Genomic DNA, 13,773 nt, shown 5'->3' with positions numbered 1-13,773 from the left:
TGGGTGGGGGCTGAGGGAAGGCACCCTGGCCGGGCGATCCCCGGCCGGGGTGCCTTTGCTCTTCCCGGGGCGTGCCTGACGGGTCGGCAGGTGGTGGCACACTTGCGGTGCGATGTTGGAACGAGAATGGCGGCCGCCGTGGCAGGTCGACGTGCGGCGGACGTTGAAGCCGCACCGGCGCGGATCCGGCGACCCGGCGTTCCGGATCGACCGCGACGGCACGATCTGGCGCGCCTCGTTCACCCCTGACGGGCCCGGAACGCTCAGCCTGCGCGAGTCCGGATCGGTCATCAAGGCTGCGGCGTGGGGCCCGGGAGCCGCATGGCTGCTGGACGGACTGCCTGACCTGCTGGGCGCCTGCGACACCCCCGAGGACTTCGACCCGGAACTGCCGCTGCTCCGCGACCTGATCGTGCGGAGCCCCGGCCTGCGGATCAGCCGTACCCACCGGGTCTTCGAAGCGCTCGTGCCCGGCGTGCTGGAGCAGAAGGTCCTCGGTATGGAGGCCTGGCGCGCCTGGCGCTACCTCCTGCGGCGCTTCGGGCAGCCCGCGCCCGGCGCCCCGGACATGCGAGTGCCTCCGCCGCCTGAGGTGTGGGCGCGCATCCCGTCGTGGGAATGGCACCGCTCAGGTGCGGAGGCGGTACGGGCTCGTACGATCATCGGCGCCGCCCGGGTGGCGAAACGCCTGGAGGACGACCCGGCTGAGGCCAAACTGCGTTCGCTCTCCGGCATCGGGGTCTGGACCGCCGCCGAGATCCGGCAGCGGGCTCTCGGCGATCCCGACGCCGTCTCGGTCGGCGACTACCACCTGCCCGGAATCGTGGGCTGGGCGTTCACCGGCCGCAAGGTCGACGACGACGGGATGCTCGAGCTACTGGAGCCGTACGCGGGACACCGGCACCGGGTCACCCGGCTGCTGGAATCGTCCGGCGCCGGGCCTCCGCGACGCGGGCCGCGTCTCGCTGTGCGTGACTATCGCCACTTCTAGACTGCCTGCGGCGCATCCAGAAGTTGTTGCGGGCCCAGTCGAGGCCGTCACGCGAGTCGGCGCCGAAGAGCGGGCCCAGGACGGCGAGTGCGGCGAAGAGGATGAGGAACGTGAGCATGGGAGTGTCCTTTTGGTCGTGATGGGTGAGCCCTGGCCGGGGCTCTGGGACGTTCCCGCGCGGTGTGCCTCTAGTTTGACCCGGGTGGAACCTTCAGGTCCAGCGACCTTTTCTGCATGGAATGTGTAAGAATCGCTTCACTATGTTGGATCTGGGCAGGCTGCGGATACTTCGCGAGCTCAAGCAGCTCGGGACCGTGGGCGCCGTCGCCGACATCCTCGGCTACAGCCCGTCGGCGGTCTCCCAGCAACTCGCCCAGCTCCAGAAGGACGTCGGCGTCCCGCTCGTCGAGAAGGTCGGCCGCCGCCTGCGTCTCACCACCGCCGGCGAAGTCCTCGCTGAGCACGCCGAGTCTCTCCTCGTCCAGGCCCAGCGCGCCGAAGAGGCGACCGTCGCCGCCGGGGGCCGCGTCGCAGGCACCGTCAAGGTCGTGGGCTTCCAAACAGCCCTTCTCCACGTCCTGGCCCCCGCGCTGCCCGCCCTCAGAACGGACTACCCCGACCTGTGCGTGGACGTCCTCGACGAGGAGTTCAGCCGCGTCCTCCAGGCACTCGTCCTGCAGGACATCGATGTCGTCATGACGGACGAGTATTCACATCTCCCCCGCCCCAACCGCCCCGAGCTGACCGCCGAAGTCCTCATCACCGAGCACATGCGGCTCGCCATGCCCGAGATGCACCCTCTTGCCGCGAGCGGCGAGCCCGTCCGCCTCGCAGACCTCGCCGACGCCGCCTGGGCGACCGGCCACGTCGGCACCAACCACTCCGACCTCCTGGAACGCACCTGCGTGGACGTGGCGGGCTTCCGCCCCGACATCCGTCACCGTTCCAACGACATCCTGGTCATCTTCGCGATGATCGCCCAAGGCGCCGTCGCCTTCGCCCCCGATCTGGCCCTCGCCGAACGCGAACCCGGCATCGTCGTCCGTGAGATCGCCGAAGCCGACGTCCTCCGCCGCATGGTCATGTGGACCCGGACCGGCACCGAGTCCCCCTCCAACGGCCGCCCCGCCGTCCGCGCCGTCATGCAGGCCCTCCGCCAGTCCGCCGACGCCCTGGCAAAAGCCCGCCCGAGCCTCATCCGCGGCCCCGCCTGACCAGCCACCCCTGACGCTCCGCTCGAAGATCTCCAACGCGTTCAGGGGAATAGGGCGGCGTTCGGGTGGGCTGTAGGGAACGCCGGCCGACCCGGATGGGGGTGGCTGACAAAAAATATGACGTTTGGCATAGAGTGCGTGCATGGATGCTGGTGTGACGGACTCCGCGCTTCGCCGGGCGTTGGCTCGCGCGCGGGACGGCAAGACGCTCGATGTTTCCGAGGCCACCACTCTGCTGCATGCGCGGGGCGCGCAGCTCGACGATCTAATGACGTACGCGTCGCGCGTGCGGGACTCCGGGCTTGAGGCCGTGGGCCGGACCGGGATCATCACGTACAGCCGCGGGGTGTTCATCCCCTTGACACGGTTGTGCCGGGACAGGTGCGGCTACTGCACGTTCGCGACCGTTCCACACAAGTTGGAATCGCCTTACCTGAGCCCTGACGAGGTACTGGAGATCGCGCGGCAGGGGGCGGCGCTGGGGTGCAAGGAGGCGCTGTTCACGCTGGGCGACAAGCCGGAGGACCGGTGGAAGCCGGCGCGGGAATGGCTCGACGCGCATGGGTACGACGACACGATCTCGTACGTGCGGGCGATGGCGATCCGGGTGCTGGAGGAGACGGGGTTGCTGCCCCATCTGAACCCCGGGGTGATGAGCTGGCGCGACTTCCAGCGGCTCAAGCCGGTGTCGGCGTCGATGGGGATGATGCTGGAGACGACGTCCACGCGGTTGTTCAGCGAGCGGGGCGAGGCGCACTTCGGGTCACCGGACAAGGACCCGGCGGTCAGGTTGCGTGTGCTGGAGGACGCGGGGCGGACCAATACGCCGTTCACAACGGGGATTTTGATCGGGATCGGCGAGACGCTGGAAGAGCGGGCCGAGTCCATCTTTGCGATCAGGAAGACGATGCGGGAGTACGGGGCGATCCAGGAGGTCATCGTCCAGAACTTCCGCGCCAAGCCCGACACCAAGATGCGGGCCACGCCGGACGCCGGGCCCGAGGAACTCGCGGCGACCATCGCCGTGGCGCGGCTGGTGCTCGGGACCAAGGCCCGCATCCAGGCGCCGCCCAATCTGGTGGGGGGCGAGTTCGCGTTGATGCTCCGGGCGGGGATCGACGACTGGGGCGGCGTCTCGCCGGTCACCATCGACCATGTGAACCCGGAACGCCCGTGGCCGCAGATCGACGAGCTGACGGCCAAGACGGCCGAGCTGGGTTTCACTCTCCGGGAGCGGCTGCCGGTCTATCCGGAGTACGTCAAGCGCGGCGAGCCGTGGCTCGACCCGCGGATGATGGGGCACGTCGCCGCGCTGGCCGAACGCTCCACGGGTCTCGCGGACGACGAGAAGATGCCGGAAGGACGGCCGTGGCAGGAGCCGGACGGGGGGTTCGAGGCGTTCGGGCGCACGGATCTCCATGTCGAGATCGACACGACCGGGCGGACCACCGATCGGCGGGACGACTTCGACGAGGTCTACGGCGACTGGGACGCCCTGAAGGACCGGATGTCGGCACCGCAGCGCTTCGACGCCGACATCAAGGCGGCGCTGGCGAAGGCGGAGGCCGCCCCCGCCAGCCTCACCGACGACGAGGCCCTCGCGCTGCTCCACGCCGACGGGCCGGAACTGGAAGCGCTCACCAAGCTCGCCGACGACCTGCGGCGGGACGCGGTCGGCGATGAGGTCACCTATGTGGTGACGCGCAACATCAACTTCACGAACGTCTGTTACACGGGCTGCCGGTTCTGCGCGTTCGCCCAGCGCCGGACGGACGCGGACGCCTACACGCTCTCGCTGGAGCAGGTCGGCGACCGCGTCGACCAGGCCTGGGCGGCAGGCGCGACCGAGATCTGCATGCAGGGGGGCATCCACCCCGACCTGCCGGGCACGGCCTACTTCGACCTCGCGCGAGAGGTCAAGAAGCGGGCACCGGAGATCCACCTCCACTCGTACAGCCCGATGGAGGTCGTCAACGGCGCCAGCCGGACCGACATGTCGCTCCGTGAGTGGCTGCAGGAGGCCAAGGCCGCCGGCGTCGACTCGCTCCCCGGAACGGCCGCGGAGATCCTCGACGACGAGGTCCGGTGGGTCCTCACGAAGGGCAAGCTGCCGACCGAGCAGTGGATCGAGGTCGTCACCACCGCGCACGAGGTGGGCCTCCCGACCACGTCGACGATGATGTACGGGCACGTCGACACCCCGTCCCACTGGGTCGCGCACCTCAAGCTGCTGCGCTCACTGCAGGAGCGGACGGGCGGGTTCACCGAGTTCGTGCTGCTGCCGTTCGTGCACCACAACTCGCCGATCTACCTGGCCGGTCTGGCACGCCCCGGGCCCACCGTCCGCGAGAACCTCGCGGTGCACGCGCTGGCCCGGATCCTGCTGCACGGCGCCATCCACAACATCCAGACCTCATGGGTGAAACTGGGCGACGAGGTGGCCGCCCGCGTCCTGAAGGGTGGCGTGAACGACCTGGGCGGAACGCTGATGGAGGAGACCATCAGCCGCATGGCGGGGTCGGAGAACGGCTCGTTCAAGACCATCAGCTCGCTGGAGGCCATCGCCGCCTCGGCCGGCAGGCCCGCGGTGCAGCGGACGACCGAATACGGCCGTCCCTCATCCGAACGCATCGAGGCCGCCCGCAAGACCGACGGCGTCGGCCACTTCGGCCGAGGCCTTTCCCTCCCCCTGCTCACCAGCTGAAAAAGAGGGGCTCCCCACCGGGGAGCCCCTCTACCGGGCTGTGCGGTGTCAGGCGTCGGTGGAGAAACGGACGGCTGTGGGGGGGAGGGCGATGCCGGGCCATAGGCGGAGGCCGTCGCGCAGTTCGTTGCCGGGGCCGACCATGGCGCCGTCGCCGAGGACGACGCCGTCGAGGACGGCGCCGGCGCCGACGCGGGCGCCGCGGCCGACGACCGAGTCGCGGACGGTGGCGCCCTCGGCGACGAACGCGCCGTCCTGCAGGACGCTGCCGATCACGGTGGCGCCGGGCTCGACCTCGGCGCCGCGGCCGACGGTGGTGCCGCCGCGGACGACGGCGCCGGGCGACACGATCGCGCCGTGGAGGGTGAGGCGCTCGCCGGGCTCACCCGGCATGGCGGATGAGGCGATCTTGCCGAGGACCAGGTCGCGGGAGCCCTGGACGAAGGCCTGGGGGGTCCCGACGTCAAGCCAGTAGGCGGTCTCGACGTAGCCCATGACGACGGCACCGGAGGAGATGAGGGAGGGGAACGACTCGCGTTCGACGGAGACGACCTCGTGCTCGGGGATGGTGTCGATCGCCGAGCGGCGGAAGACATAGCAGCCCGCGTTGATCTGGTCGGTCACCGGGTGCGGGGTCTTCTCCATGAACGCGGCGACGCGGCCGTCGGGATCGGTCGGCACGCAGCCGAAACGGGAGGGGTCGTCGACCTTCGTCAGGTGGAGGGTCACGGCGGCGGACGACTTCTCGTGCATGGCCACCTGGGCGGTCACGTCGTGGCCGGACAGGATGTCGCCGTTGAGGATGAGCACGGGCTCATCGGGGTCGCAGGTCAGCGCGCGGGCCGCGTTGCGGATGGCGCCGCCGGTGCCGAGCGGCTCGACCTCGCTGACATAGGCGAGGTCGACGCCGTGCGCGTTGGTGCCGAACGCCGCCTCGAACATCTCCGCACGGTACGAGGTCGCGAACACGATGCGGTCGACTCCGGCCGCCCGGGCGCGGGCGAGCTGGTGGGCGAGGAAGGCGACCCCGGCCGTGGGAAGCAGCGGTTTGGGGGTGGAGATCGTCAAAGGTCTCAGCCGGGTCCCCTGGCCCCCGACCAGAAGAATCGCTTCCACAAGGCCCCCTCCCTCGAACGGTCTGGTCGAGCCTACTGGTCTAGCGGGGGGACGCGTGTGCTGCGACGGCTCGCTCGTACGAGGCCATGTGCGCCTCGGCAGACGCCTTCCAGCTGAACTGCTGCGATCGTTCGTAGGCCGCGTCGGCGAGCGCGCGGCGGCCGGCTGGATCCTCGATCAGCCCGGAGAGCGCGCGGCAGACAGCCCAGGCGTCCGGCTCGGTGTAGGCCACGGCCTCGCCGCCCACCTCCGGCAGCGGGCCGCGGCGCGTGGTCAGCACCGGCGCACCGCAGGCCATCGCCTCCAGCACGGGCAGGCCGAAGCCCTCGCCCCGGCTGGGCAGCGCCACGACGAGCGCGCCGCCGAGGAGCCCGGGCAGCGCGGTCCGGGGCAGGTAACCGGGACGGACGACCTTCAGGTTGAGCGGGACCGTCGCGAGCGCCGCGTCGACCTCGTCGTCCCAGCCGCCGCTGCCAGCCAGCACCAGCGCGGGCGGGTCGGGGTAGTCGGACACGGCGCGGGCCCAGCCGCGGATCAGGCTGGGCACGTTCTTGCGCGGCTCCAGCGCCCCGAGATAGGCGATGTAGGAACGGCCGTGCAGGCCGAGCCGGTCCGACACCTTCTTGATCTCGATCTCGTCGGGCCGGTGGAACACGTCGTGGTCGACGCCGTGGTACGCCACGTCGATGTGCGTGGGGTCGGCGCCGAGCAGCCGCACCAGCTCGTCGCGGGTGGCCATGGACGGCGCGATCAGCCGGGTGGCGCGGCGCGCGGCGGTGCGGGTCGCGGACTTGATGTAGGTCGACCGCACCGGGTCGTGGATCTCCGGCTCCGCGAACACCGTCACGTCGTGGATCGTGACGACCGTGGGCCGCCCGGCCCGGGTCGGGAGGATGTACGCGGGCAGGTGGATGACGTCGGCGTCCACCTGCTGCGCCACGTACGGCAGGCCGGTCTGCTCCCAGGCCAGCCGGGAGTCCCGGTGGGCCAGGGCCGCCGGGCCCGCCACGATCCGCGCGTTCGGCGCCAGCGTGCCGTAACGCTCCTCATCCGCGCGCTGACAGGCGATCGCCAGGTCGGCGCCGAGCCGGTCTAGAGCGACGACCAGTCCGTCGCAATAACGGCCGAGCCCGCCGCGGTCGACGGGTACGGCAGTGGCATCGACGAGGATCCGAGGCGCCACATTGCCCCCTTTTGTGTCCCGATCTCGCGGCGTACGGCATGGATCAGCCCCCGCCACTTCAGAGCCTACGCCGATCGTGCCCCATCGGAAGTCAGACCGCCGTGCCAACACGGATCAATATCAATTGTGAGCACACGCCGATGTGCCGGCCGCGCCGACGGACGGATATCAGGCGCGCTTGCGGGCTTGGATCAGGCGCGCTTGCGGGCTTGGATCAAGACGATGCTCCCGCGCTCGTTGGGCGCCCGGCGGTCGGTCAGGGCGACCAGCGGCGCGAGCGGGGCGGCGGCGTTGAAGCCGACCTTGCCGCCGTACGTCGACAGCGACAGGTAAAGCCGCTCGGCCGCCGGGGTCCGGAACTGGTAGGAGTGGCGGACCAAGTCGAGGCCGCGCTCGTCCATCAGCTTGGCCAGCGTCTCGTGCGTGTACGTGTGCTGGACGTGGTACTTGGCCTTGTGGGCGTCGCGCAGTTTGGGCCAGGCGTCGGCGCGGCTCAGCACGTCCGCCGACATGAAGATCTCGCCGCCCGGCTTGAGCACCCGGGCCATCTCGTCGAGGGACTTGCCGCCGTCGTCGAAGTGCTCGATCGCGCAGACCGACAGGATGGCGTCGAACGAACCCTCGCCGAACGGCAGCCGCAGCGCGTCACACTCGATCAACGCGGGCGGATGCGCGAGCGTCTGCCCGTACACCATCTTCTTGCGCGCGAGGTCGATCGAGACCGCCTGCGCGCCGCGCTTGCGCGCCTGCCCGGCCCAGTAGCCGTCACCGCCGGCGACGTCGAGGACCCGCTTGCCGCCGAGGTTCCGGCCCATCCAGGCCAGCAGCGTCCCGGCCTCGCGGTACCGGCAGACATGTACCTGGTGCCCCATGAACGCGACCACATCCGAGAGTTTCATCGCCGACCACTCTAGAGCGTGCTTCAAAGCCGACTGCCCTGGGTGTGCCGCCCTGAACGGCCTGGCCGGTGGACGCGAGGGCGCCGAGCGCAAGGTGAGCTGGCCTACCCTTGGGCACGTGATTTCTAAGGCTGTGGCGATGCGGATCGGGCGCGTGCTTCTTGTGCTGCTCGCGCTCGGGTTCTGTGCGTACAGCCTGATCGACCAGTGGGACGCCACCGTGCGGGCGTTCGAGCAGATGTCGGTGGCGACGCTGCTCGGCGCGTTCGCGGCCGGGCTCGCCGGGCTCCTCGCGTGGATTCTGAGCTGGCGGGTCTTCCTCGCCGGGCTCGGCTCGCCGCTCCCGGTCAAGGCGATGTATCGGATCTCCTCCATCTCTCAGCTCGGCAAGTACGTGCCGGGCAAGGTGTGGGCGCTCGTCACCCAGATGGAGCTCGCCCGCGAGTACGAGGTGCCGCGGGCCCGCAGCTTCGGCTCCACACTGCTGGCCATGGCCGCCTCGCAGGCGACCGGGCTGGCGATCGCCGCGAGCACGCTGCCGCTGACCTCGGCGGCCGCCCGGGACCGGTACTGGTGGCTGTTCCTGCTGGCCCCGGTGGTGCTGGCCTGCCTGCACCCGAAGATCGTCACCTGGGCGCTGAACACGCTGCTGAGGCTCGTGCGGCGGCCGTCCCTGGAGCATCCGGTCAGCCTGCCCGAGACGTTGCTCGGGGTGTTCTGGGCGGTGCTGGGCTGGGTGTTCTTCGGCGTCCATCTGTGGCTGCTGTGCGCGGCGGTGGGCGGCGACGGGACGGGGTTGCCGTTCCTCGCCACCGGGGCCTACGCGCTGGCCTTCGTCGCCGGGTTCCTGGTCTTCATCGCGCCGGGCGGGATCGGCGCCCGCGAGGCGGCCATGGTGCTGGTGCTGACGCCGGTGCTGCCGGCGGGCGCGCCGATCGTGGTCGCGCTCGCGTCCCGCGTGGTCCTGACGCTGGCCGACCTCGTGAACGCCGGGCTCGCCGTGCTCATCGGCGGCCGGCCGCCCAAAGCGCCGGTGAAGGAGGGCCCCGGCGACGGGAACGAAGACAGTGGGAATGAACCGGCACCCGGCACACTTGTCACGGGTACGCAGCCGAATAAGGAGTGATCGTGACCGCCCCGATTACCATCACCGACGCCACGTTCGAAGAGCAGGTCCTGAAGAGCGAAACCCCGGTCCTGGTGGACTTCTGGGCGGAATGGTGCGGTCCGTGCAAGATGATCGCCCCCGTGCTGGAGGAGATCGCCCAGGAGTACGCGGGCAAGCTCACGATCGCCAAGCTCGACACCGACGCCAACCCGACCACCATGGCCTCGCAGGGCGTGATGGGCCTGCCCACGCTGAACCTCTACAAGAACGGCGAGGTCGTCCAGCAGATCGTCGGCGCCAAGCCCAAGCGTGCGCTGCTCAAGCTGATCGACGAGCACCTGTAAGGGCGTCCAGATAGGCGGCCCAGAGAGGTTCGTGATCCACCGGGCGCACGCCCGCACGGAGCCTCTCTGGCTCGCCCGGCGCGTAGAAGCGCTTGAGGGCGTCGGCCAGCGAGCCGGCATCGTCCGGCTCGCAGACCAGGCCGTCCACGCCGTCCCGGATCTGGTCGGCGAATCCGCCGACCCGGGTGGCGATGACCGGCAGCCCGTGCTCGTACGCCATCCACACGTTCTGCGAGGCCGTAGCGGCTCGATAGGGCAGGACGAGCGCGTCCGCCGCCTCGAACAGGCCCGGCACGTCGGCCGCCGGGACATAGCCCGGCCGCAGCTCGACTCTCCCTGCCAGCCCCAGTTCGGCGATCAGCCGTTCGGTCTCGTCGAGCCCGCCCCAGAACTCCCCCGCCACGGTGAGCGAGACCTCCTCGGGACCCGCGGCCAGCGCCCGGAGCAGGACGTCCAGCCCCTTGTAGGGCCGGACGATCCCGAAGAACAGCAGCCGGTTCCGCACGCCTGCCTCTCGCCCAGCGCTTTCCTCGTGTCCGCTGCCTTCCCCACGTCCGGCGCGTTCGGTGACGCCACCTGAAGGAGTCGGCAGGTGAGCGGGCATCTCGGCGACGCGGACAGGATGGGTCGTCAGCCCCCTGGCCAGCTCGGCCTGCTGCTCCGAATGCACGAGAACGCCGTTCACACGACGCAGTAGGGCCTTCATGAGCGGCCGGTCGTACGGCTTGCGCTCGTGCGGGAGCACGTTGTGGCACAGCGCCACCACAGGCGTCCCGCCGCGTAGACCGGCGAGGATCCCCAGGTACGAGGGGACCTGGACGGGGCTGAGGACCGCCAGCACCACAAGGTCGTACGCGCGCAGAGAACGCCCTGTGCGCCACCAGCCGTCCGGGCGGCGCCAGTCGAGATCGTGCCGGGTGCCGGGGAACGGTTCGCCCTCCGGCTCGGAGATCGTCTGCTGTCCCGGGTAGAGGAACGCCGGGTACTGGGCGCGCCACGACTCGATGGCGACCTCGTGTCCGGCCGCGGCCAGCCGGTGCGCCAGCTCGGTGGTGTGGTGCGCGCCGCCGCCCTTGTAGGGGAACGCCGGGCCGATGATCGCTATCCGCATCGGATGCCGCCGCCTAGGTGTCGTTGCGCGAACGGACGATCAGGTCGGCCAGCAACGCCAGCGAGGCGATGAGCATCCCGGTAATGAAGATCATCACGGTGTTGTTGGCGAAGTAGCCGAAGTGCACGACCATGTCGAACACGCCCTTGACCAGGCCGATGACCAGCAGCCACAACGCCGGAGGCATCAGCACCTTGAGCGGGTTGAAGTACATGACCATCCGCAGCACCTGCAGGATGTAGCGGTAGGCGTCCTTGGTGAAGTGGAACTTGGACTTGCCTGCCCGCTTGTAGTAGTCGATCGGCACGTACCGCACGTCGTGCTGGTTCGACAGGAACGCGATCGTGATCGTCGTGACGCAGGAGAACCCGGGCGGCAGCAGCCGCAGGTAGGGAAGCGAGACCTGGCGGCGGAACGCCCGCAGCCCCGAGTTGAGGTCGGGAATCCTGGTGTTGGTCAGCCGTTCGGCGACCTTGCGGATGAACCACTTGGCGGGCACCCGCAGCAGCTTGTGCGTGCCCTCCTCGCTCCTGCGCGCGCCGACCACCTGGTCCACCGTGGGGTCGGTGTCGAGGATCTCGACCAGCTCGGGGATGCGCTCGTTCGGGTACGTCATGTCGGCGTCGGTCCACACGACGATCTCGCCGCGGGCCTGCTGGGTGCCGATCCGCCGCACCGTGCCCGAGCCGCTGTTGTGGTGGAACGCGATGATCCGCATATTGGGGAAGCGCGGCGCGGCCTCCTCCAGCCGGGCCAGCGTCGCGTCGGTCGAGCAGTCGTCGACGGCCAGCAGCTCGTAGGTCTTGCCGCTGTTGTCCATCGCCTTGCAGATGCGCTCGACCTCTTCGAGGACATGATCCTGCTCGTTGTAACACGGCAGAACGATCGTCACATGCACGGCACTGTCGGTGGGCTGGGTACTCACGCAGGGCGAGAATACTCGCCCTGAGCCCCTTACGAGGCCGGTCGCCCTCGGCGAACACCCGCCAACAGGCCGCTAACCGGGCGGTTCGGACATCCAGACGCTGACATTGAGGCTCCAGGAGCCGTTCGGCGACTCCACGAGGGTCCGCTCGTCCTGGCGGGTGCGCAGCTCCACGATCCGGACGGGCTGGCCGTACGGCGACACCTGCCGGGCCTCGGCGCCGAGGATCACCGGGTGCCGCCCGGCGGCCCAGATCTTGCCGGCCACCCGCTGGATGTCGGCGGGCCGGGCCCCGTCCACGGTGCGGGCCGCGGGCAGGCCGCACATGCTGCGGATCACCTGCAGGAAACGGTCGGCGGTGACGCGCTCCACCACCACGATCGAACGTCCCGGTCCCAGCTTCTGGCACATCCCGCGAAGCGCCCCGACCTCGTCCTGGTCGGTCCTGGTGAACATGAGCCCGGCGGACGAGATCGTGATGGGCACCGCCAGCACGAGCACCCCCACGACCGCGGCCGCGTTGGTGAGGCGCCGCCCGTACCCGAGCCGCCGCACCCGCCGGAACGACCAGGCCAGCCCCCACACCGCGAAGAGCAGCAAGCCGGGGAGCACCAGGCCGATCAGGCGCCGGGTCGCCCACGGGTGGTCGGGGGTGATGCCGGGACGCCACAGGACCTGCAGCGTGGTGAAGACGATCACGGCGTACGGCAGCAGCCACTCCGGCGAGCCGCGCCGCAGCAGGCGCCGCACAAGCAGGGCCGCACCGAACGTGGCGAGCAGCATCGCCGGGACGCCGATGTACCAGATCACCCAGTAGAGGGAGAGCTCGGAGTACTGCCGGGTGCCGTCGAGCGGCAACCCCGCGAGCTTCTGCGTCGCCTCGATGAACTCGGCGTTGAGCCTGTCGTCGTCGTTCGTCGGCACCCGCCGCACCGTCTGCACGTACGGCCGGACGGCGAACGCGATCACCAGCAGGACGGTCAGCACCGCCGCCGCGTTCGGCAGCCGTCCGGCCGAGACCCGCGCGCCGAGCCGCCGGAGCCGCTTCGCCGTCCTCGGCCAGCGCAGCACGACGACCATGACCGCGGTGAGCGCGATCAGGACGGCCGTACCGAGCAGCAGCGGATCGAGCGAGGCGTGCAGGTACTCCAGGTAGGGCCGGGACAGCGTGAAGCCCTCGATCAGGCCCGCGCCGACGCCGATGGTCAGGCCGAGCATCAGCGGCAGGCCGGTCCGTCGGCGGCGCGCGATCAGGAGCCCGGCGATCACCACCACCGGTAGGACGTCGCGCAGCCCGTCGATCCGCACCAGGACGATCAGCCCCAGCGCCAGCCCAGCGAGGAACGCCTTGACCCGCGCCGACTGCGGCAATCCCCAAGCCGCCTCCGCCCGTACGTCGTACATCAGGGACAGGCCGCCCAGCAGCAGGATCAGCGCGGGCAGCTCGCTGTACGTGGAGCGGGAGATCCACAACATGGGCAGGCTCAGCGCGAGGAAGAGCGCACCGGCCGGCGCCCACCGCGGACCCACCAGGCGGGCGGTGAGCCCCGCGAACGCCAGCACCGCGCACGCGCCGAGGAGGGGGGCCATGGCCAGCATGGTGTACGTGCCGCCGATCCAGCCGCCGAGCGCGAGGAGCATCGGCAGCCCGGCCATGAACTGGGGCCAGATGACGTCGTCGCGCTGGTAGAAGGCCGGGCTCTGGTACTCCAGGACCGGGTCGCCGCCGCCGAACGCCCAGCGCATCTGCGGGATCGGCAGCGAGCCGTGATCGTTCAGCCAGGTCGCGAACTGCACGTACGAGGCCGGGTCGCGCCGGACGATGATCTGCTCGGAACTCATGATCATCTGGAAGACCAGGAAGACCAGCACGATCGCCAGCACCGAGACCGTCACCCAGCGGGGCACCGGCACGGGCCCTTCCGGCGGATCCTCCTCATCGGGATCGCGCCGCCGGTCCCGCAGGCCCAGCCAGACGACGACGGTGGCCACCGGCACGAACAGCGCGATCGCCGGGCCCGGCGAGAACATGCCGGCCAGCAGCAGCGGCAACGACACCATCAGCCACGCCACGATCAGTAGGGCCGGGGCCACGCTGGCCCTGGCGAGCAGGCGGCCCCCGCTCATCGTTCCGCTCCAATGCGCCCCATGGCTACGTCCCGCCACCCCCTCTTTTGC

11 protein-coding genes are annotated in these 13,773 nt (G+C 70.3%); 5 read left to right on the top strand and 6 right to left on the bottom strand.

Features of this window, described 5'->3' with window-relative positions; genetic code table 11:
* Positions 1-112: 112 nt before the first annotated feature.
* The 3 genes from ACH34W_RS20650 to ACH34W_RS20640 all read left to right on the top strand — a co-directional run bounded on the left by ACH34W_RS20650 (position 113) and on the right by ACH34W_RS20640 (position 4,909).
* Positions 113-991, top strand: a complete 879-nt coding sequence (locus tag ACH34W_RS20650) for a DNA-3-methyladenine glycosylase family protein (RefSeq protein WP_395962547.1) — start codon at positions 113-115, stop codon at positions 989-991.
* 260 nt (positions 992-1,251) lie between these two features.
* On the top strand, positions 1,252-2,205 hold the full coding sequence (locus tag ACH34W_RS20645; RefSeq protein WP_395962546.1) for a LysR family transcriptional regulator: 954 nt from the start codon (positions 1,252-1,254) through the stop codon (positions 2,203-2,205).
* A 142-nt stretch (positions 2,206-2,347) separates the two neighbouring features.
* The gene (locus tag ACH34W_RS20640) at positions 2,348-4,909 is read left to right on the top strand and encodes a bifunctional FO biosynthesis protein CofGH (RefSeq protein ID WP_395962544.1); all 2,562 of its coding nucleotides are present in this window, start codon (positions 2,348-2,350) and stop codon (positions 4,907-4,909) included.
* Between the two features lie 48 nt (positions 4,910-4,957).
* Here the strand turns inward: ACH34W_RS20640 and ACH34W_RS20635 are convergent, their stop codons facing one another.
* From ACH34W_RS20635 to ACH34W_RS20625, 3 genes are all read right to left on the bottom strand, one after another.
* Positions 4,958-6,025, bottom strand: coding sequence for a sugar phosphate nucleotidyltransferase (locus ACH34W_RS20635; protein ID WP_395962542.1), 1,068 nt, complete (start codon positions 6,023-6,025; stop codon positions 4,958-4,960).
* Between the two features lie 40 nt (positions 6,026-6,065).
* Positions 6,066-7,208 carry a glycosyltransferase family 4 protein gene (locus tag ACH34W_RS20630; RefSeq protein ID WP_395962541.1) on the bottom strand — a complete coding sequence of 381 codons (1,143 nt, stop codon included), beginning with the start codon at positions 7,206-7,208 and terminating at the stop codon, positions 6,066-6,068.
* Between the two features lie 191 nt (positions 7,209-7,399).
* On the bottom strand, positions 7,400-8,107 hold the full coding sequence (locus ACH34W_RS20625) for a class I SAM-dependent methyltransferase (protein ID WP_395962540.1): 708 nt from the start codon (positions 8,105-8,107) through the stop codon (positions 7,400-7,402).
* Positions 8,108-8,225: 118 nt separating this feature from the next.
* On the opposite strand from ACH34W_RS20625, the gene ACH34W_RS20620 reads away from it, so the two are divergent.
* Positions 8,226-9,233: a YbhN family protein gene (locus tag ACH34W_RS20620; RefSeq protein WP_395962539.1), complete on the top strand. Its 1,008-nt coding sequence runs from the start codon at positions 8,226-8,228 to the stop codon at positions 9,231-9,233.
* A 2-nt stretch (positions 9,234-9,235) separates the two neighbouring features.
* Positions 9,236-9,559, top strand: a complete 324-nt coding sequence (trxA, locus tag ACH34W_RS20615) for a thioredoxin (protein WP_151558378.1) — start codon at positions 9,236-9,238, stop codon at positions 9,557-9,559.
* On the opposite strand, the gene ACH34W_RS20610 is transcribed toward trxA, so the two are convergent.
* The 3 genes from ACH34W_RS20610 to ACH34W_RS20600 all read right to left on the bottom strand — a co-directional run bounded on the left by ACH34W_RS20610 (position 9,534) and on the right by ACH34W_RS20600 (position 13,722).
* Positions 9,534-10,670 (bottom strand): glycosyltransferase family 4 protein, encoded by a 1,137-nt coding sequence (locus ACH34W_RS20610; protein ID WP_395962538.1) that lies wholly within the window; start codon positions 10,668-10,670, stop codon positions 9,534-9,536. The two genes, trxA and ACH34W_RS20610, sit on opposite strands and share 26 nt — an antisense overlap.
* A 13-nt stretch (positions 10,671-10,683) precedes the next feature.
* Complete coding sequence (locus ACH34W_RS20605) at positions 10,684-11,595, bottom strand: glycosyltransferase family 2 protein (RefSeq protein ID WP_395962537.1); 912 nt, start codon at positions 11,593-11,595, stop codon at positions 10,684-10,686.
* Positions 11,596-11,667: 72 nt separating this feature from the next.
* Complete coding sequence (locus ACH34W_RS20600; protein ID WP_395962536.1) at positions 11,668-13,722, bottom strand: hypothetical protein; 2,055 nt, start codon at positions 13,720-13,722, stop codon at positions 11,668-11,670.
* Positions 13,723-13,773: the final 51 nt, after the last annotated feature.

Source organism: Actinomadura sp. 6N118, from assembly GCF_044326415.1.
In the GTDB taxonomy this organism is placed as follows: domain Bacteria; phylum Actinomycetota; class Actinomycetes; order Streptosporangiales; family Streptosporangiaceae; genus Spirillospora.
Note: the sequence above shows the minus strand (reverse complement) of the source record. Positions and strands in the feature narration are given on the sequence as shown.

Coding starts and splice junctions, on each gene's coding strand:
- ACH34W_RS20650 (WP_395962547.1), top strand. CDS start 113: ATGTTGGAACGAGAATGGCGGCCGCCGTGGCAGGTCGACGTGCGGCGG.
- ACH34W_RS20645 (WP_395962546.1), top strand. CDS start 1,252: ATGTTGGATCTGGGCAGGCTGCGGATACTTCGCGAGCTCAAGCAGCTC.
- ACH34W_RS20640 (WP_395962544.1), top strand. CDS start 2,348: ATGGATGCTGGTGTGACGGACTCCGCGCTTCGCCGGGCGTTGGCTCGC.
- ACH34W_RS20625 (WP_395962540.1), bottom strand. CDS start 8,107: ATGAAACTCTCGGATGTGGTCGCGTTCATGGGGCACCAGGTACATGTC.
- ACH34W_RS20610 (WP_395962538.1), bottom strand. CDS start 10,670: ATGCGGATAGCGATCATCGGCCCGGCGTTCCCCTACAAGGGCGGCGGC.
- ACH34W_RS20600 (WP_395962536.1), bottom strand. CDS start 13,722: ATGAGCGGGGGCCGCCTGCTCGCCAGGGCCAGCGTGGCCCCGGCCCTA.